Annotated in this window: 18 protein-coding genes; 11 read left to right on the forward strand and 7 right to left on the reverse strand. The window is 70.8% G+C overall.

Translation table 11 applies throughout. The features are described from left to right. Positions 1-16 precede the first annotated feature (16 nt). On the reverse strand, positions 17-1,096 hold the full coding sequence (locus AC3RX1_RS04540; RefSeq protein WP_491500052.1) for a histidinol-phosphate transaminase: 1,080 nt from the start codon (positions 1,094-1,096) through the stop codon (positions 17-19). A 358-nt stretch (positions 1,097-1,454) separates the two neighbouring features. On the opposite strand from AC3RX1_RS04540, the gene AC3RX1_RS04545 reads away from it, so the two are divergent. The 6 genes from AC3RX1_RS04545 to AC3RX1_RS04570 all read left to right on the forward strand — a co-directional run bounded on the left by AC3RX1_RS04545 (position 1,455) and on the right by AC3RX1_RS04570 (position 6,956). Beyond that, positions 1,455-2,654, forward strand: coding sequence for an OmpA family protein (locus tag AC3RX1_RS04545; protein ID WP_491500053.1), 1,200 nt, complete (start codon positions 1,455-1,457; stop codon positions 2,652-2,654). An 8-nt stretch (positions 2,655-2,662) separates the two neighbouring features. After that, the gene (locus tag AC3RX1_RS04550) at positions 2,663-3,259 is read left to right on the forward strand and encodes a hypothetical protein (RefSeq protein ID WP_491500054.1); all 597 of its coding nucleotides are present in this window, start codon (positions 2,663-2,665) and stop codon (positions 3,257-3,259) included. Positions 3,260-3,440: 181 nt separating this feature from the next. Beyond that, the gene (locus AC3RX1_RS04555; protein WP_491500055.1) at positions 3,441-3,833 is read left to right on the forward strand and encodes a phage holin family protein; all 393 of its coding nucleotides are present in this window, start codon (positions 3,441-3,443) and stop codon (positions 3,831-3,833) included. A gap of 204 nt (positions 3,834-4,037) precedes the next feature. After that, complete coding sequence (locus AC3RX1_RS04560) at positions 4,038-4,721, forward strand: YceI family protein (protein ID WP_491500056.1); 684 nt, start codon at positions 4,038-4,040, stop codon at positions 4,719-4,721. Positions 4,722-5,031: 310 nt separating this feature from the next. Next, positions 5,032-6,135, forward strand: a complete 1,104-nt coding sequence (locus tag AC3RX1_RS04565; RefSeq protein ID WP_491500057.1) for an alcohol dehydrogenase catalytic domain-containing protein — start codon at positions 5,032-5,034, stop codon at positions 6,133-6,135. Positions 6,136-6,488: 353 nt separating this feature from the next. Beyond that, positions 6,489-6,956 (forward strand): CinA family protein, encoded by a 468-nt coding sequence (locus AC3RX1_RS04570; RefSeq protein WP_491500058.1) that lies wholly within the window; start codon positions 6,489-6,491, stop codon positions 6,954-6,956. 132 nt (positions 6,957-7,088) lie between these two features. Here the strand turns inward: AC3RX1_RS04570 and AC3RX1_RS04575 are convergent, their stop codons facing one another. The 4 genes from AC3RX1_RS04575 to AC3RX1_RS04590 are packed head-to-tail and all read right to left on the reverse strand — an operon-like array spanning position 7,089 to position 11,488. Further along, the gene (locus AC3RX1_RS04575) at positions 7,089-7,358 is read right to left on the reverse strand and encodes an HPr family phosphocarrier protein (RefSeq protein WP_491500059.1); all 270 of its coding nucleotides are present in this window, start codon (positions 7,356-7,358) and stop codon (positions 7,089-7,091) included. A 49-nt stretch (positions 7,359-7,407) separates the two neighbouring features. Beyond that, entirely contained in the window at positions 7,408-9,729 is a 2,322-nt protein-coding gene (locus tag AC3RX1_RS04580) for a PTS fructose transporter subunit IIABC (protein WP_491500060.1), read from the reverse strand. A gap of 23 nt (positions 9,730-9,752) precedes the next feature. Continuing rightward, complete coding sequence (locus AC3RX1_RS04585; RefSeq protein ID WP_491500061.1) at positions 9,753-10,706, reverse strand: hexose kinase; 954 nt, start codon at positions 10,704-10,706, stop codon at positions 9,753-9,755. Then, positions 10,703-11,488, reverse strand: coding sequence for a DeoR/GlpR family DNA-binding transcription regulator (locus tag AC3RX1_RS04590; RefSeq protein WP_491500062.1), 786 nt, complete (start codon positions 11,486-11,488; stop codon positions 10,703-10,705). The genes AC3RX1_RS04585 and AC3RX1_RS04590 overlap by 4 nt, the downstream gene beginning before the upstream one ends. Before the next feature lie 193 nt (positions 11,489-11,681). On the opposite strand from AC3RX1_RS04590, the gene AC3RX1_RS04595 reads away from it, so the two are divergent. Further along, positions 11,682-11,894 (forward strand): hypervirulence associated TUDOR domain-containing protein, encoded by a 213-nt coding sequence (locus AC3RX1_RS04595; protein ID WP_491500063.1) that lies wholly within the window; start codon positions 11,682-11,684, stop codon positions 11,892-11,894. 34 nt (positions 11,895-11,928) lie between these two features. Here AC3RX1_RS04595 and AC3RX1_RS04600 read toward each other — a convergent pair whose 3' ends face one another. Together AC3RX1_RS04600 and AC3RX1_RS04605 are read right to left on the reverse strand one after the other, a co-directional pair. Then, positions 11,929-12,360, reverse strand: a complete 432-nt coding sequence (locus tag AC3RX1_RS04600) for a hypothetical protein (protein WP_491500064.1) — start codon at positions 12,358-12,360, stop codon at positions 11,929-11,931. Between the two features lie 197 nt (positions 12,361-12,557). Then, positions 12,558-13,253, reverse strand: a complete 696-nt coding sequence (locus AC3RX1_RS04605) for a FadR/GntR family transcriptional regulator (protein ID WP_491500065.1) — start codon at positions 13,251-13,253, stop codon at positions 12,558-12,560. Positions 13,254-13,459: 206 nt separating this feature from the next. On the opposite strand from AC3RX1_RS04605, the gene AC3RX1_RS04610 reads away from it, so the two are divergent. Genes AC3RX1_RS04610 through AC3RX1_RS04625 form a run of 4 tightly spaced genes read left to right on the forward strand, consistent with a single transcriptional unit; the run spans position 13,460 to position 17,888 of the window. Then, a complete protein-coding gene (locus tag AC3RX1_RS04610) occupies positions 13,460-14,686 on the forward strand; it encodes an aminotransferase class V-fold PLP-dependent enzyme (RefSeq protein WP_491500066.1) in 1,227 nt (408 codons plus the stop codon). A 40-nt stretch (positions 14,687-14,726) separates the two neighbouring features. Then, positions 14,727-16,031 (forward strand): ABC transporter substrate-binding protein, encoded by a 1,305-nt coding sequence (locus tag AC3RX1_RS04615; protein WP_491500067.1) that lies wholly within the window; start codon positions 14,727-14,729, stop codon positions 16,029-16,031. A 7-nt stretch (positions 16,032-16,038) separates the two neighbouring features. Next, positions 16,039-16,995: a carbohydrate ABC transporter permease gene (locus tag AC3RX1_RS04620; RefSeq protein ID WP_491500068.1), complete on the forward strand. Its 957-nt coding sequence runs from the start codon at positions 16,039-16,041 to the stop codon at positions 16,993-16,995. After that, positions 16,992-17,888 carry a carbohydrate ABC transporter permease gene (locus AC3RX1_RS04625; protein ID WP_491500069.1) on the forward strand — a complete coding sequence of 299 codons (897 nt, stop codon included), beginning with the start codon at positions 16,992-16,994 and terminating at the stop codon, positions 17,886-17,888. Before AC3RX1_RS04620 ends, AC3RX1_RS04625 begins: the two co-directional genes overlap by 4 nt. The last annotated feature ends 69 nt before the right edge of the window (positions 17,889-17,957 follow it).

A 17,957-nucleotide genomic window follows, 5' to 3' on the forward strand; every position in this document is an offset into this window, starting at 1 on the left:
CGTGGGCCTGATCGCGTTATGGGAGAGTCTCCACAACGGATCCCGCGATCCGCAGTACGCGCTCCACAGACTCTTCCTCGCCGACGGAGATGCGGATGCCGTCGCCGGCGAAGGGGCGGACGATGCATCCGTCCTCCTCGAAGCGCGCCGCGACATCCATCGTCCTGTCCCCGGTGGGCAGCCAGATGAAGTTGCCCTGCGCGACGGGGATGCGCCAGCCCTGCGCTCGGAGAGCCTCGGCGAGCCGGTCGCGGCGCGCGGCGATCGTGTGCACGCGCTCGAGCAGCTCGGTCTCCGCGTCGAGGCTCGTGAGCGCGGCCTCTTCGGACTGCGCGGTGACCGACAGCGGCACGGCGGTGGAGCGGGCCGCGTCGAGGATGCGGCGGTGTCCGATGGCGTACCCGACGCGGAGGCCGGCGAGGCCGTACGCCTTCGAGAACGTGCGCAGCACGACGACGTTCGGGTGGTCGCCGCGGCCGAGCTTCGTGATCCCGTCGACGGCGTCGGGGTCGGTCACGAACTCCGCGTACGCCTCGTCGAGCACGACGAGAAGGTCGGAGGGGAGCTTCGCGAGGAACGCCTCGAACTCCGCCTGCGTGACGATCGGGCCGGTCGGGTTGTTCGGGCTGCAGACGATCACGGCGCGGGTGCGCTCGGTCACGGCGCCGGCCATCGCGTCGAGGTCGTGGCGCGCGTCGGAGGTGAGCGCCACCTCGATGGGAGTGGCGCCGGCGATCAGCACGAGTCCGGGGTACGCCTCGAACGAGCGCCACGCATAGACGATCTCGTCGCCGGGAGCGGCGACGGCGAGCATGAGCTGGGAGAGGATCGAGACGCTGCCGGCGCCGATGTGCACCTCGTCGGGGGTGACCCCGAACCGGGTCGCGAGCGCCTGACGGAGGCGGGCGGCCGTCGCATCCGGATACCGGTTGACGCCCACGGTGCGCCGCAGCGATTCGACGACGGCGGGCAGCGGCTCGTACGGGTTCTCGTTGCTGGAGAGCTTGAACGCGTCGGGGCCGGCCTGCTTGCCCTGCTTGTACGGGGGCAGTGCGGCGATCTCCGGGCGGATGCGGACAGGAACGTCTTCGGTCACGCTCCGAGTCTACGAGGGCCCGCCGGTGCGTCCCGCCCGGGCCGCTCGGCGGGACCGCTGGCCCGGACCGCTCGGCCGCGACCGCTCGGCCGGGGCGGGACCGCTCGGCCGGGACCGCTCGCCTGTCGCAAATCGACCTTCCTGCGACCGAAGAAGGTCGATTTGCGACAGGTGAAGGGTCCCGCGACGCCGCTCCGCCGTCTCGCGGCTCGCTGCGCGAGCGCAGCGAGTCGAGGCGGCCACCATGAGTCGGATGGGGAAATGTGCCCATGGAACCCGTCCGGGGGCGGCGGTTACCGTGCAAGGGCGAACGGATGACGCGGCCGCACGGCACGTCGGGAACGGAACCGTGGAGATCATGAGACGAGGACACCAGGCGATCGCCGCAGCGGCGGCCGTCATCGGAGCGTTGACCCTCGCGACCCCGGCGGCCGCGGCACCCGGCTCCTCGACGATCGCGCAACCCTCCCTCGCGGCTCCAGCCGCCGCATCCGGCTCCTCGACGATCGCACAGCCGACCCTCGCGGTTCCCGCCGCCGCATCCGCGCCCACCGGGTTCGACCACCGGCCCCTTGCCGCCGCGACGCCCTCCCCGTCCGACCCCGGCTCGGCCACGGCGCCGCTGGCAGCCGCGACGGCGTACCGTCTCGTCACGATCGGCGCCGAGCAGATCAACGTCGGAATCCTCGCCGTCTCGCGGATCCCGCACGGCACGCTCGTGCACTACGCGGTCGCGCCGAACGCCTCCGGCGACGCCGATGTGTTCTTCATGAAGCGGAAGTCGCTGAGCGACCCGTTCCCCGCGATGGCGCTCGCGCGCATCGACATCGTCGACGCCGCTCACAACGCGCTCTATCAGCCGATGATCTCGGGCGGCGACTGTCTCTGCAGTTACAACGGCGACCTCACCGGCACCGATGCGAACGGCACGCCGACCGTGGGCTACGCGATCCTGCCCGAACTGCCGGCCGGCATGAAGACGGTCACCGTCCGCATCGGCGGATACGCGTTCCTCCCCGGCATTCCGGTCGAGGATGCGCCGCCGAAGGGTCCCACGGCGGAAGCGCCCGTTCCGCTCGGGTCCTGGCCTGCCCTTCCCGACGAGGCCGCCATCGCCGGCGGTGACGTGAAGCAGGCGACCCGGCCGCTGACGACGAACGTCGCCGATCCCGTTGCGGCGACCTCCACGAGCCCGACGCGCACGACGATCGCGCTGGCGTCGGACGTGCTGTTCGCCAACGACCGGTCGGACCTCTCCCCGAAGGCGAAGGACGCGATCCGCGACGTGGCCGACAAGATCAACGCGCACGGCACCGGCACGGTGATGATCGACGGCTACACCGATTCGGTCGACTCGGATGCGCACAATCAGACGCTGTCCGAGGCTCGCGCGCGCTCGGTGCTGAAGGCGCTCAGACCCCTCGTGACGACGAGCGGAGTGTCGTTCGAGACGGCCGGGCACGGCGAGCAGGACCCGGTCGCCGACAACACCACCGCCGAAGGCCGGCAGCTCAACCGCCGGGTGACGGTGTCGTTCGCGACGAAGGGGGAGAAATGATGAGCCGGATGCGTCGCCGCGCTGCCACCTCGGCGGTCGCCGTGGGCGCGGCGACGGCCTTGATCGCGGCCCTCGCGGGCTGCACGTCCACGTCGACGCCCGACCCCTCGCACACCCCGACGCCCACCGCGCTGAGCGTCGACCAGGTGGCGAGGAGGATCGCCGACGCCACGGTGCCGACCACCTCGATCGCGCACACCGACGGCACGATCGACTCCCTCGACAAGACGCCGGTCACGATCGACGTCGTCTCCCTCGACGCGCTGCCGGACTCCACGATGCTCGAGTTGCGCATCGCCACCGCGTCGGGCGAAGAGGCGCGGATCAACTCCTTCCAGTTCGCCGTCACGCCGTTCCAGGACACCCGCAACATCGGGCTCGTCGACGCGAGCGGCAAGACGTACCGGCCGTACACGTACGCGAACGCCCGGGACGTCAGCGGACAGAACACCGGATGCCTCTGCGACACGCTTCCCGACAGCTCCGACGGCACCGGGGTGCTCATCTCGATGATCATGCCGCCGCTGCCTGACGGGACCGACAGCGTCGATGTGACGATCCCGGGTATCAAGACGATGAAGGACGTCCCCGTCTCGCGGGACTGACTCCGCGGCGCGGAGCGGCTCGGCGCGCGAGCTCACGCCGCGAGACAGAACGGCTCGGCGCGCGAGCTCACGCCGCGGGGCAGAACGGCTCGAGGGAAGCTCACCCCGAGGGGCGTAACGGCTCGGCGCCGTTCGCCGCGACCTCTCGCCCCGCGAGACCCCTGCATGCCAGACTGGGCCGATGCGATTCATCATCCGCGTCGTGATCAACGCGTTCGCCATCTGGGTCGTGACCCTCATTCCGGCGCTGACGGTCAAGGTCATCGCGTTCCCGCCCGGCGACACCCTCCAGCTCATCCTGACTCTGCTCGCCGTGGCGGCGATCTTCGCGATCGTGAACACGATCATCGGCACGATCATCCGGATCGTCGCGTTCCCGCTCTACATCCTCACGCTCGGGCTGATCTCGCTCATCGTGAACGGCCTGCTGCTGTGGATCACGGCATGGCTGACGCACTGGTGGAGCTGGGGCCTGCGCGTCGAGAGCTTCTGGTGGGGCGTGCTCGCCGCGCTGATCATCACCGTGATCAACTGGATCTTCGGCATCATCCTGCGTCCGCAGCGTCGGCGCTGACCGAGCGTCGGGGCGGCGGCGCCGCACGCGAGCGGCAGGGAACGCACGCGAGCGGACGCCAGCTTGCGCAGCCTCCGTCGGTGATGCGTCCCCGGCGGCGTGACCACGCCGTGGGGCGGCAACCACACACGAGCGACGCTGAACGCTCCGACCGGACGCCAGCTCGGCCGCATCCGTCGACGGTGCCCGCTTACCCTGGATGCGATGAACAAGCGCGCCCTCGTGTGGATCGCCGGCGGCATCGTCGCGGTGGGTGCCATCGCCGCGATCGCCGGGCCGATCTTCTACCGTGACGTGATCGTCGACACGGCGGCGCCCGCCCCCACCGTCGCCGCGACGACCGGCGGCCCGACGATCGCGCCGAGCGCCGTGCAGGGAACCTGGACCGTGGGCGACGGCTCGTTCGCCGGCTACCGCGTCGACGAGGTGCTGAACGGCACGGACGTCACCGTCGTCGGCCGCACCGAAGAGGTCACCGGCGAGCTGACGGTCGAGGGCGACGCACTGACGGCGGCATCCGTCACCGTCGATGTCGCGTCGATCACGACGGACGAGGGCAGCCGCGACTCCTACTTCCGCAACACCGCGATGCGCACGTTCCGCTACCCGACCGCGACGTTCACCCTCACGGGGCCGGTGGTCGCGACATCCGCTCCCCGGGTGGGCGTCGCCCGGTCCGTGACGGCGAGCGGGTCGCTGACGCTCGCGGGCGCCACTCGGGACGTGACGGTGCGGATGGACGCCGTCTTCGACGGTGACGGCGCGCACGTCGCAGGCAGCATCCCGATCACGTTCGCCGACTTCGGCATCGAGGCGCCGTCACTCGGCTTCGTCTCGGTCGACAAGCAGGGGACGATCGAGTTCTCGCTGCGGCTCGCCCGCGGCTGATCCCGCGCCGGCCGGGGAGCCTCGCGGGCCGGGTACGACCGCCCGCCGACTCGCTGCCGCCCCCGCGGACCACACCGCCGACCGGAGGAGATTCGGCCGGGAAGAGGACGGATACGGCTCAAATCCCCCTCTCTCAGCCGAATCCCCTCGCCTCACGGAGATGCGAAGCGCGCCACCGGCGCCGATCCGAGGCGCGCCAGCCCCGGCCGATCCGAGGCGCGCCAGCCCCGGCCGATCCGAGGCGCGCCATCCCCGGCCGATGGCGCGCCATCCCCGGCGATAGATTGAACGCAGAGCCGAAGGAGGCCGCATGCAGATCACCGGAGCCGTGCTCGAAGAGATCGGCCGCGATCGTCCCTTCGCACAGTCGCGCCCGATCACGCTCAGCTCGCTCGACCTCGAGGCGCCCGGTCCGACCGAGCTGCTCGTGCGCATCGAGGCCGCGGGAGTCTGCCACTCCGATCTCTCCGTCGTCGACGGCAACCGGCCCCGCCCGGTGCCGATGCTGCTCGGGCACGAGGCATCCGGAATCGTGGAACAGGCCGGCGCCGAGACTCCCGGCTTCGCCGTCGGTGACCGGGTCGTCATGTCGTTCCTGCCGCGCTGCGGCGAGTGCGCCGCATGCCGCACCGACGGCCGGCTCCCCTGCGAACGCGGGACGCGTGCCAACAACGACGGCGTCCTCCTCGCCGGCGGATCGCGGCTGCACCGCGACGGCCGGTCCGTGCGCCACCACCTCGGCGTCTCCGGCTTCGCGACGCACGCCGTCGTGGACCACCGCTCGGCGGTCGTCGTCGGCTCCGACGTGCGGCCCGACGTCGCGGCCGTGCTCGGCTGTGCGGTGCTCACCGGCGGCGGCGCGGTGATCAACGCCGGAGCGGTCGAACCGGGCCAGGACGTGATCGTCGTCGGCCTCGGCGGCGTCGGGATGGCGGCCCTCATCACCGCCGTCTCGCTCGGGCACGGCCGGGTGATCGGCATCGATGCGCTTCCGGCGAAGCTCGATCGCGCACGCGAGCTCGGAGCCGACGAGGCCATGACCCCCGACGAGGCGATCGGCCGCGGCATCCGTGCCCCGCTCGTCGTGGAGGCGGCCGGGCATCCGCGTGCGTTCGAGACGGCGTTCGCGCTCACCGCGCCCGGCGGCCGCACCGTCACGGTGGGGCTGCCGAGCCCCGACGCGACGAGCACGATCACGCCGCTGACGCTGACCGCCGAGGCGCGCACGATCGTCGGCTCGTACCTCGGGTCGGCGGTGCCGAGCCGCGACATCCCGATGTACGCGCAGCTGTGGCGCGAGGGCCGGCTGCCCGTCGAGGCGCTGATCTCGAGCACGATCGCGCTCGACGAGATCAACGCCGCGATGGACCGCCTCGCCGCGGGCGAGGCCGTGCGCCAGGTCATCCGCTTCTGACGACGGATGCGTCGGCCGACGCCCTCGCGCGCGTCGGGCGGGCCATCGCCTCCCGCACCCGCGACGACTCGCCTCCGCCCCGCGGCGGCTCGCTGCAACCGCGGGCGCACTCGTGTGACGCTGCATGCTGCGGCACACGCTGACTCAGCCGCGACTGACGGCAACAACTCAGGCTGAGCGCCGGTGCGACGGTGCGGCTCCCGCCGAATCTCGGGGAACGCACATGGGCGACGCCCAGTCCAGCTTGAGTTGGTGCCGGTGAACCTGACGCATCCGTCCCGTCGTCGTTGTCAACCCATACCTCGGCCTGCGCGTGCGCGCCATGATGAGACCATCGGCGAGAGGAGCCCGGGTTGGACGATATCGAGCGACTGGCGAAGGCAGCGTCAGACGACGGGATGCGCGTGGCGGTCGCCGAATCGCTCACGAGTGGCCTGCTCGCGAGCAGGGTCGGCGAGGGCGAGGATGCGTCGTCGTGGTTCGCCGGCGGCGTCGTGGCCTACCTCACCGACGTGAAGGAGTCGCTGCTCGGTCTGGAGCCCGGCATCGACCCGTGCTCACCGGAATGCGCGGAGCAGCTCGCGAAGGGCGTCCGCTCGCTCATGTCGGCCGATATCGCGGTCTCGACCACCGGGATCGGTGGACCGGAGCCCGAGGGCGACCACGACCCGGGCACCGTCTACATCGGGTGGGCGACCGCCGACGGCACCGGGCACGTCCTGCTCCACCTCGAGGGCGACCCCTCGCAGGTGCTCGACGACACCGTGACCCACGCGGTCCGCCTGCTCGCCGACGCCGCCGAGGGCCGCCGCGCAGCCTGACCCTTCCGCCGGGTCACGACCGTCCGGCCCCCGTCCCACCTCGTGAGGTGGCAGAAGTGGCGGCTATCCTCGTCGGGATAACCGCCACTTCTGCCACTTCACCGCGAACGCACGCGCGCGACGGGAGTCCGCTTACTCGGCGTCGAGGTCGGTCTCGAGCAGCTCGACGAGCCGGTCGAGAGCGGCATCCGCGCCCTCGGCGTCCGAGGTCAGCGTGACCACGGTGCCCTGCGAGGCGCCGAGACCCATGAGCGACAGGATGCTGCCGGCGTTGAGCTGCGGTCCTCCGTCGACCGAGATCGTGACCGGGATCCCGGTCTCCTGAACGGCCTTCACGAACAACTTCGCGGGGCGGGCGTGCAGCCCGGAGCTGCTCGCGACGGTGGCCTGGCGCTGTGCCATGGTTCTCTCCTTCGGTTGGATGTCTCAACGAGTAGTGGCGATGGATGCGTCAAGCGGGCACTGCGACCCGGCTCGCGGCCGGCTCGACCTCCGTTACCTGCCGTCCGACGAAGCGCTTGAGCGCTACGAGGACCAGCGCAGTGACGATCGTCCCGGCGATGAGCGCCACGAGGAAGCCCCAGATCGGGTCGATCGCGAAGAACACGAAGATGCCGCCATGCGGCGCGCGGGATGCGACGCCGAACGCCATGCACAGTGCGCCGGTGACGGCGCCGCCGACGAGGTTCGCCGGGATCACCCGCAGCGGGTCGGCCGCGGCGAACGGGATCGCGCCCTCTGAGATGAACGATGCGCCGAGCAGCCAGGCGGCAGCGCCGTTCTCGCGCTCCACCGTGGTGAAGCCGCGGCGGTAGAGCACCGTCGAGGCGAGCGCCATGCCGAGCGGCGGCACCATCCCCGCGCACATCACGGCGGCCATGATGTGGAAGCTCGCCGGCGTCTGGGCCGCGAGGCCCGCGACCGCGAACGCGTAGGCGGTCTTGTTGACCGGTCCGCCGAGGTCGAAGCACATCATGAGTCCCAGGATGATGCCGAGCCCGATCGCGCCGGCGCCGCTGAGACCGTTGAGGAACGTCGTCATCTGCCCCATCAGCCACGCGATGGGCGCGCCGAGGATGAGCAGCATCAGACCCGATGCGATCGCCGACGCGAGCAGCGGGATGATCACGACCGGCATCAGACCGCGCAGCCAGCGCGGCACGGTGGGCTTGCCGATGAGGTAGGCCGCGTAGCCGGCGATGAGACCGCCCACCAGACCGCCGATGAAGCCGGCGTTCATGAACACGGCGACCGATCCGGCGACGAATCCGGGGGCGATGCCGGGCCGATCGGCGATCGCGAAGGCGATGTAGCCGGCGAGCGCGGGCACGAGGAAGCCCATGCTGATATTCCCGATCTGGAATGCGATCGCGCCGAGGTAGTAGATGAGCCCCTGGTCGGGCAGGTTCCACAATGCGTAGTGCTGCAGCGTGTAGACCGCGTTGCTCACGCCGTCGTCACCGTGGGTCAGCGCGATGCCGTACCCGGCGAGCAGGAAGCCGATCGCCATGAGCAGGCCGCCGCCCGCGACGAACGGGATCATGTAGCTGACGCCGGTGAGCAGGATGCGCTTGATGCGCGCTCCTCCCGACTCCGCCGGCGGGGCCGCGGCGGTGGAGGTCGCGGCGGCACCGGTCACGCGTTCCGCGTGCGGGTCGGATGCGGCGGCCACCGCCTCGTCGATGAGCTGCTCGGGGTGCTCGATGCCCGCCTTCACCGACGCCCGCACGACGGGCTTGCCGGCGAACCGCTGCGGCTCCCGCACGTCGACGTCGACGGCGAAGATCACCGCGTCGGCGGCAGCGATCACGTCGTCGGGCAGCGCCTTGTAGCCGCTCGAGCCCTGCGGCTCGACGACGAGGTCGACACCGGTCTTCTTGCCCGCCGCCGTGAGCGCGTCGGCCGCCATGAAGGTGTGGGCGATGCCCGTCGCGCAGGCGGTCACCGCGACGATGCGCGCGCGGTCGCCGGATGCCGCGGCCGACGCGGTCGCTCCCGGTCCGGCGGCCGCGTCGGCGGTCGCTCCCGGTCCGGCGGCCGTTCCCGCTCCGGCGGCCGCTTCCGCTCCGGCGGCCGCTCCGGCGCCTACGCAGTCGCTGGCGCCGGCTCCGCCGTCCGCAGCCGCGAGTGCTGCAGCATTTGACGATCCACCCGCGCCCGCGAGTGCTGCAGCATTCGTCACGCCACCGGCGGCGGACGCATCCGCCGCTCCACCCCGGGCGGGCGCATCAGTCGCACCGGCGGCCGACGCATCCCTCGCTCCACCCGGGGCGGACGCATCCGCCGCGGTCGCTTCGGCGGCCGGCGTATCCGTCGCCTCTTCCTCGCCGATCGCGACCCGCACGATGTGCACGACGTCATCCGCCGTATGCGCAGCACGAAGTCCGCCGGTGAAGTCGTCCTGCATGAGGCTGCGCGCGAGCTTCGACAGCACGGCGAGGTGCGCCTCGGCGGCGTCGGCCGGCGCAGCGATGAGGAAGACGAGATCGGCCGGGCCGTCGTCGGCCCCGAACTCGACGCCCGGCTTCAGCCGCGCGAACGCGAGCGACGGCTCGGTGACGGCCGGGCTCTTCGCGTGCGGGATCGCGATTCCGCCGGGCAGGCCGGTCTCGTCCTTCTGCTCGCGCGCCCACGCGTCGCCGAAGAGCGCTTCGGCGTCGGTCGCGCGGCCCTGCGCGACGACGCGCTGGGCGAGGGCGCGGATCACGGCGGCCTTGTCGGCGCCGAGATCCACGTCGAGGCTGACGAGCGGTGGAGTGATGGTGTGCGACATGGTGACCTCCGTCGGTCGCTGTTTCAGAGGGTGATCCGCGTGACGGGGATGTCAGCGGCGGAGAGATCGTGGGGATGGGGTGCCATGGTTCCGGGCAGGGATGCCGCGGCCGACCCGTGCCGGACGGCCGCGGCAAGGCACGCGGCGGGGCTGTGGCCCGCGGTCTCGGCGAGCAGGTAGCCCGCGAGGGAGCTGTCGCCGGCGCCGACGGTGCTGCGCACCCGGATCGCGGGCGGCACGGCGGCGTAGGCGGCATCGGCGTCGACGAGCACGGCTCCGCGGCCGCCGAGCGTGACCAGGGCCGCCCCAGCGCGGGCAGGGACGAGGGTGCGGGCGAGGCGTGCGGCGTGCAGGGCGAGGTCGTCCGTGGCGTCGGTCGCCGCCGTGCCGGTGAGTTCGGCGAGCTCGTCGTCGTTGGGCTTGATGAGGTCGGGACGGGCGTCGGCGACGGCGGCGGCGAGCGCCGCTCCCGAGGCGTCGACCGCGATGCGGGGAGCGGCGGCGCCCCAGCGGTCGCGGACGGCACGGATGACGGCGGCGTAGAAGTCGTCGGGAACGTCGGGCGGGAGCGACCCGGCGAGCACGAGCCAGTGCGCGCCCTCCGCGGCGTCGACGATCGCGGCCGCGAGGGCATCGAGCTCGGCGGCCGAGGGCGACGCGCCGCGCAGGTTGAGCTTGGTGGTGACGCCGTCGGGATCGGTGATCGCGACGTTCGCACGGCAGTGGCCGGTGACCGGCACGGCGCTGATCGCGAGGTGGTCGGCGGCGAGCGACGCGCGGTAGGGGTCGTCGTCGGCGAGCGGCAGCACGGCGAGGGCGGGGGCGCCGGCGGCCGCGAGCACGCGTGCGACGTTGATGCCCTTTCCTCCCGCGTCTTCTCGGGCGGATGCGGCGGCCTGCACCGCTCCGGCGCGCAGCGGAGCGGTCAGCACGATCGTCCGATCGAGCGACGGGTTGGCGGTGACGGTGACGATCATGCGACCCACACCTCCACCTCGGCGCGGTCGAGCGCAGCGGCGAGTTCGCCGGTGGGCGCGGCGTCGGTCACGAGGACGTCGATGTCGTCGAGGGAGGCGAAGCGCACGAGCGATTCGTCGCCGAACTTGCTCGCGTCGGCGACGACGACCACGCGGCGGGCGGCGCGGACGATGGCCTCCTTGACGGCGGCCTCCTCGGGGTCGGGGGTACTGAGGCCGAAGTCGGCCGAGACGCCGTTGGCGCCGACGAACACGACGTCGGGGCGCAGGACGCTGATCGCGCGGACGGTGCCCGCGCCGACGGCCGCAGCGGTGACGCCGCGGACCCGGCCACCGACGACGGTGAGCGTGATGTCGTCGGCAGCGGCGAGGGTGGGGGCGAGGGTGAGCGAGTGGGTGACGACGTCGGCGGTGCCGCCGATCGCGGCGAGGCGCGCGCCGAGGAGCTCGGCGACGGCGGCGGTGGTGGTGCCTGCGTCGAGGAAGAGCGAGCCGCGGAAGCCGTCGGTGAGGACGTCGAGGGCGCGCGCGGCGATCGCCGTCTTGGCCTGAGTGCGCCGGTGCGCGCGCTCGCGGACCGGCGCTTCCACCGTGCTGTGGCGCTCGGCCGGCACGGCGCCGCCGTGCACGCGGCGGAGGGCGCCGGCGCGTTCGAGCGCGTCGAGGTCGCGACGGACGGTCTCGGTGGTGACGTCGAAGCGGCGAGCCAGATCGTGGACGCCGACGCGTCCCTCGTCTGTCAGCAGCCGTTCGATGAGCTCCTGCCGCTCCGTCGCGTACATCCGCACCTCCTGTGGTTTCCCACACATTACAACTCATTCCAACATTACACAAGAGTTGCTTTATGTGGTTTTCGCTCGACTTCGAGATAGTGGCCAGGAGGTGACACACCGCCCTCACGCACTTCTAGGCTTGCCCCATCAGCGCGCCACCGGCGAGAGACGACCGCGGGAGCGCGTAGCGAAGGAGGGAACGATGACGGACCACTTCAAGGTCGGCGATCACGTGACCTGGAATTCCGAGGCCGGCCACGTCAGCGGGCGGATCACGAAGGTCCACACCCGCGACTTCGACTACAAGGGGCACACGCACCGGGCGAGCGAAGACGACCCGCACTACGAGATCAAGAGCGACAAGACCGACCACATCGCCGCGCACAAGGGCAGCGCCCTCAGACGCCTGACGTAAAGCAGGGTTTGCCTCACGTAGAGGCGGGCTTGGGTCAGTCCCCCGGCTTCTCCGCGGCGCCGACCAGCATCCCGAGCCCGATCGCCAGCATCCACGAGTCCTTGCTGATGGCGACGCCGTTCTTGCTCGGCCAGATGCTTCCCGGATTGCGCAGCGCCGGCGTGCGCAGGTACATCCCGACCAGTCCAGACGAGAACATCGTGAGAACAGCGCCGGCGACGGCCGCCGGGATGAACGGGAGCAGCAGCAGCGAGCCCACGGCGATCTCGCTGGCCGCGAGCGACCGGACGAACCGGTCGGCCGGCAGTCGCTTCAGCATCGGATACGCCCCAGTGGCCGCACCGTAGAGCCCCTGGATCTGCTCCGGCCCGGCCTTCAGCTTCGTGATGCCGGAGTGCAGGATGTAGGCCCCGGTGGCCAGTCTCGTGGGGACGTCTCGCAGCGACATCCGGGAACGCGTGCTCATGGCTCTCCTCTCGACCGCACCCGTGCACGGCTTCCAGCCGCACCCTACGCCGGATACCCCGCGCCCACGAGGGCCACGCTCGCGATGCCCACCCCGCAGTCCCCGTGAGGTGGCAGAAGTGGCGGCTTTGGGGGCGGGTATTCCGACCACTTGTGCCACCTCACACGCGGCGGGCGGGTGGTGGGCGGCGGGGCCGCCTACTCGCCCGCGAGACGGGGGCGCGGGCGGTTCTTCCGCAGCCACAGCTCCGTCTGCGCGACGTGCGACGCGGCGGCCCCCGACGCGGCGGCGGGGTCGCGCGCGGCGATCCCGGCGAGGATCGCGCGGTGCCCGGCATCCGACACGCGCTTGATCTCCTGCGCGTCCTCCGTCTCGAACATCCCGTAGGCCCGCGACCGTGCCCGCAGCACCTCGGTCAGCGACGTGAGCGCCGGGTTGCCGGCGAGCGTCGCGATGCGCATGTGGAACTCGTGGTCCTCGTCCGACCACGACACCTCGGCCGGGATCTCCTCGAGGTGCGCGAGCATCCCCTCCATGTCGGCGACGGCGGATGCGTCGGCCCGCGCCGCCGCGAGCGATGCGGCATGCGACTCCAGCACCCGCCGGATCTCGTAGAGCTCGAGCACCGACTCGAGCGGCAGCAGCCCGATCGTCAGCGACAGCTTGCCGATGATGTCGGCCGCGCCGAGCGCGCTGATGTACGTCCCAGAGCCGTGGCGGGTCTCCACCACGCCGAGCGCCTGCAGGGTGCGGATCGCCTCGCGCAGCGAGCCGCGCGAGACGCCCAGCCGCTCGCACAGCTCGTTCTCGCTCGGGAGCTTCGCCCCGGGTGGGATCTCGCCCTCGGCGATGAGCGCGCGCAGGCCTTCCAGCGCATTGTCCGTCGCACCCATGTCGCCCCTTCGCGCAGCCGGTCGGCATCCGCCGTCAGCGCAGTCCCCTCGTCCGGACCCGGCCGCAGCTTCGCATGCCGCGGCATCCGTCACAGCATTTCGTCATCCACACGTTACCTCAAGTTGTTTGACAACTCGGCCGCGTTTCGCGCTACACTCGCTCGAAACACCCGCGACGATGCACACTTGTCCTACGACGGAGCCCAATGTCCCCTTCGGTCCTGCTCGAGCCACTCACGCTGACATCGGGCGAGAGCGCGCGAGCGGCGTGGCCCCTCGACCCTTCCGTCGTGCACCTCAACCACGGGTCGTTCGGCGCGGTGCCGACCGAAGTCGTCGCCGTGCAGGACCTCCTCCGACGCGAAGCCGACCTGAACCCGATCGGGTGGTTCCCGCGCATCGCCGAGCGCGTGGAGGCGGCGCGACGCTCCGTCGCTCCCTTCGTCGGGGCGGATGCGCGCGACCTCGTCTTCGTTCCGAACGCGTCGGCGGCCGCCACGGTCGTCTACAACAGCCTGCGTCTCCAGCCCGGCGATGAGATCCTCGTGACCGACCACGGCTACGGCGCCGTCACCATGGGCGCCCGGCGGCTCGCGCAGCGCACCGGCGCGTCCCTGCGCACCGTCGAGATCCCGCTGGCTGCGACATCCGATGACGTCGTCGCCCTCTTCCGCGCCGCGCGCACCGACCGCACCCGCCTCATCGTGGTCGACCAGATCACCTCGCCCACCGCGCGCCGGTTCCCCACGCCGGCGATCGCCGCCGAGGCCGCCGCCCACGGCATCCGCACCCTCGTCGACGGCGCGCACGCGCCGGGCCTCCTCCCCGACCCCGTCGGCGAGGCCGGCGGCGACTGGTGGTTCGGCAACCTCCACAAGTGGCCGTGCGCGCCGCGTGGCGCGGCGGTGCTCGCGACCACGGCCGCCGACCGCGACGACCTCTGGCCGCTCATCGACTCGTGGGGCGCGAACGAGCGGTACCCCGAGCGCTTCGACACGCAGGGCACGATCGATGCGACGAGCTACATCGCCGCACCGCACGCGATCGAGTTCATCGAGCGCGAGTACGGCTGGGAGCGCACGCGGGCGGCGATGGAGGCGATGGCGGATGCCGGAGCCGCCGCGCTCGCGGACGCGTTCCAGCCGTACGTCGACGCGCCGGCGCTCACCGACGTCGCGATGCCCGTGCCGTCGATGCGGCTCATCCGTCTGCCCGACGGCATGGGCGTGACACGCGAAGACGCCGACGACCTGCGCATGGAGATGTTCGACGAGGCCGCCGTGGAGACGGCGTTCACGAGCTTCCGCCGCATCGGCTACTTCCGCCTGTCGGTGCACCTCTACACGACGCCCGACGACATCGCGGCGTTCATCGACCGATGCGTTCCGCGCATCGTCAGCAAGGCCCAGGCGCGCCGAGCCCGGCACGTCTGACATCCCAGAAATCCCCCAACACAGAATCGAGGTTCCGCTCATGAAGCGCACCCGCATCGTCGCGGCAGTCGGGGCCGGCATGGTCGCCGCCCTCGCGCTGTCCGCCTGCTCCGGCTCGTCGGGAGACTCGGCCGACGGCACCGTCACCCTCCAGATGGTCGAGTCGCTCACGAATCCGGCCCGCACCAAGCTCATCCAGGGCCTTCTCGACCAGTTCCAGAAGGACAACCCGAAGATCAAGGTGCACCTGGTCTCGCCGCCCACCGAGCAGGCCGACCAGAAGATCCAGCAGATGCTGCAGTCGGGCACCGGCATCGACGTGCTCGAGGTCCGCGACATCACGGTGGGCCCGTTCACGAACAACAAGTGGATCTACGACATGTCGTCGGATCTGAAGGACTGGTCGGGATGGGGCGACCTGACCGACAACGCGAAGGCCGTCGCCCAGCAGGGCGGGCACTCGTACTTCATCCCCTACGGCTTCTACGGGCTGTCGCTGTTCTACCGCACCGACCTCGTGAAGCAGGCCGGGTTCGACGCCGCACCGCACAGCTGGGACGACCTGCTCAAGCAGGCGAGCGCCATCCAGGATCCGCAGAAGAACCAGTACGGCTACGCGTTCCGCGGCGGCCAGAACGCCAACAGCAACGTCGTCGCGGCGATCGAGGCGTACGTCGCCGACGACCTCGACACGAGCAACGCGTTCCTGCTGAAGGACGGGAAGACGATCTTCTCGGCGCCCGAGGCGCAGGACGCGCTCGACACCTACTTCGAGCTGTTCAAGAAGGCGTCGCCGCCGTCGGCGATCTCGTGGGGCTATCCCGAGATGGTGGAGGGCTTCACGAACGGCTCGACCGCGTTCCTGCTGCAGGACCCCGAGGTCATCAGCACGGTGGAGAAGTCGACGACGCTGAAGGCCGACCAGTGGTCGACCGCGCCGCTGCTCGTCGGGCCGACGGGCAAGGCCGCGCAGCCGCTGGCGACGGCCGGATGGGGCGTGGCCCAGTCGAGCAAGCACAAGGATGCCGCGGTGAAGCTCGTCGAGTTCCTCACGTCCGGCCAGCCCGCGACGGAGTTCGCGAAGGGCAACAGCCTCGTGCCGATCACGACGACCGCCACGAAGGACTCCTTCTACACCGAGGGCCCGTGGAAGAGCTACGTCACGATGACCGACAGCCCTGACACGTACATCAACGTGACGCAGCCGCGCGGCGTGAGCTGGTGGACGGAGTGGATCCAGAAGTCCGACCAGGAGATCCAGCGGGTCCTGCTCGGCAAGATGACCACGACCGAGCTGCTCGCCTCGTGGGACAAGTACTGGACCGAGAAGCTGGCAGCGCAGTAGGACGACCGTGGCTGTCATCTCCCCCGTTCGCACCGAGGGCCGCGCCGCCGGCCGGCGCTCCCCCGTGGGCACCGGCCGGCGGCGCACCTTCCGCGCTCGCACGGCGCTCACGCTCCTGGCGTTCATGGCGCCGGCGATCGTGTTCGTCGTGTGGTTCACGTACTACCCGATGCTGCAGGGCGCGCAGATGGCGTTCCGCGACTGGAACGTCTGGGATCTGACGTCGACGCCGTGGGTCGGGCTGCAGAACTTCGTCACGATCTTCCAGGATCCGGTGTTCCCGACCGTGGCGTGGAACACCGTGGTGTGGGTGGTGTGCTCGATCGTCCCGCAGTTCGTGATCGGGTTCATCCTCGCGCTGTGGCTGAAGAAGCGGTTCCGGTTCCGGGGCGTCTACCAGGCGCTGGTGTTCTACCCGTGGGCGGTGTCGGGCTTCCTCATCGGGCTGCTGTTCCGCTGGATGTTCAATGCCGAGTTCGGCGTGATCAACAACATGCTGATGGGCGTCGGGATCATCTCGAAGCCGATCCCGTGGCTGGCCGATCCGACGCTGGCGATGACCGCGGTGATCATCGCGAACGTCTGGTACGGCGTGACGTTCTTCGCGATCATGATCCTCGCGGCGCTGCAGTCGGTGCCGGATGAGGTGCTCGAGGCGGCGAGTCTCGACGGCGCCGGCAAGGCGCGACAGCTGTTCTCGATCGTCATCCCGTACGTGTCGACGACGCTGTTCCTGACGGTGCTGCTGCGGGTGATCTGGATCTTCAACTTCCCGGATCTCATCTGGGCGATGACCGGGGGCGGGCCGGCGAACCAGACCGACATCATCACGACGTGGATGATCCGCTTCACGCAGCAGGGCAACTACGGCATCTCGAGTGCGATCGGGCTGATCGTGGTGGCGTTCCTGCTGGTGTTCTGCGCGTTCTACCTGATGGCGATGGGACGGGTGAACAAGAAATGACCACGACATCGGCTCCCGCGACGATGGTCGCGACGGTTCCGCCGCGGCTGCGCGGCCGCAGTGCGAAGCGGTTCACGCCCGGCGGCGTGGGCAAGGCGATCGGGCTGACCGTCTGGCTCGTCATCACGTTCTTCCCGCTGTACTGGATCCTGGTGACGTCGTTCAAGGCGCCCGGGTCGATCAACCGGTACCCGCTCGAGTACTGGCCGGGCGAGCCGAGCCTGGAGAACTACGCGAGCCTGTTCCAGACGAACAACTTCGGGGTGTTCCTCGGCAACTCGGCGCTCGTGGCCGTGGTGGCGGCGGGCACGGCGACGGTGATCGCGCTGCTGAGCGCCTACGTGCTGGCGCGGTTCCAGTTCCGCGGCAGCGGGGCGGTCCTGGTGGCGTTCCTCGTGACGCAGATGATCCCGGCGTTCATCGCCCTGGGCCCGCTGTACGCGATGATGGCGAACCTCGGCCTGGTCGACAACCGGTTCGGGCTGATGCTCGTGTATGTGGCGATGTGCATCCCGTTCTGCACGATCATGCTGCGCGGCTTCTTCGAGAACGTGCCGGATGCGTTGGAAGAGGCGGCGATGGTGGACGGATGCTCCCGCCTGGGCGCGCTGTTCCGGGTGCTGGTTCCGGTGATGATGCCGGGGATCATCGCGGCGTTCATCTTCAACTTCGTGAACTGCTGGAACGAGCTGTTCCTGTCGGTGATCCTCATCAACTCCGACCAGAACAAGACGATCCCGGCGGCGCTGAACGGCTTCATCTCGACGTTCAACATCGACTGGGGTCCGATGGCGGCGGCCGCCGTGCTGGCGATCCTGCCGACGATGGCGATGTTCGCGTTCGCGAGCCGCTGGATCGTGGAGGGCCTGACGGCCGGCGCCGTGAAGGAGTAGCGTCAGTCCGCTCGGCGGTCTGCCGCTGCCCCGGGCCACCGGGCGCCCGCTGAGGTGGCATGACTTCTT

It is taken from the genome of Microbacterium altimontanum (assembly GCF_058349865.2).